General features: G+C 45.5%; 1 protein-coding gene. It reads left to right on the forward strand.

Annotated elements, in window-relative coordinates; all coding sequences use genetic code 11:
• Nucleotides 1–255: transposase (locus AACW90_RS23045; protein WP_390239394.1), on the forward strand; the 255-nt coding region annotated here is incomplete at both ends.

Consider the following 255-nt stretch of genomic DNA (forward strand, 5'->3'; position numbering starts at 1 on the left):
GGGCAGAACGAGGAACTCGGCCTCGAGTTGTGAAACAGCAGCAATTTGAATACGCCTATCTGTTTGGTTCCGTTTGTCCCGCAAGAGGTATAGGTGAGGCAATGGTCGTCCCTTGGGTCAATAAAGACATTATGATTGAACACTTGAAACAGATATCTGAAATGACCCAAAGTGGGCGTCATGCAGTGGTGATAATGGATGGTGCAGGATGGCATACCGAAGATATCGTTAACCAATTCGATAATGTCAGTATCA

The organism is Vibrio frigidus (genome assembly GCF_042465995.1).
In the GTDB taxonomy this organism is placed as follows: domain Bacteria; phylum Pseudomonadota; class Gammaproteobacteria; order Enterobacterales; family Vibrionaceae; genus Vibrio.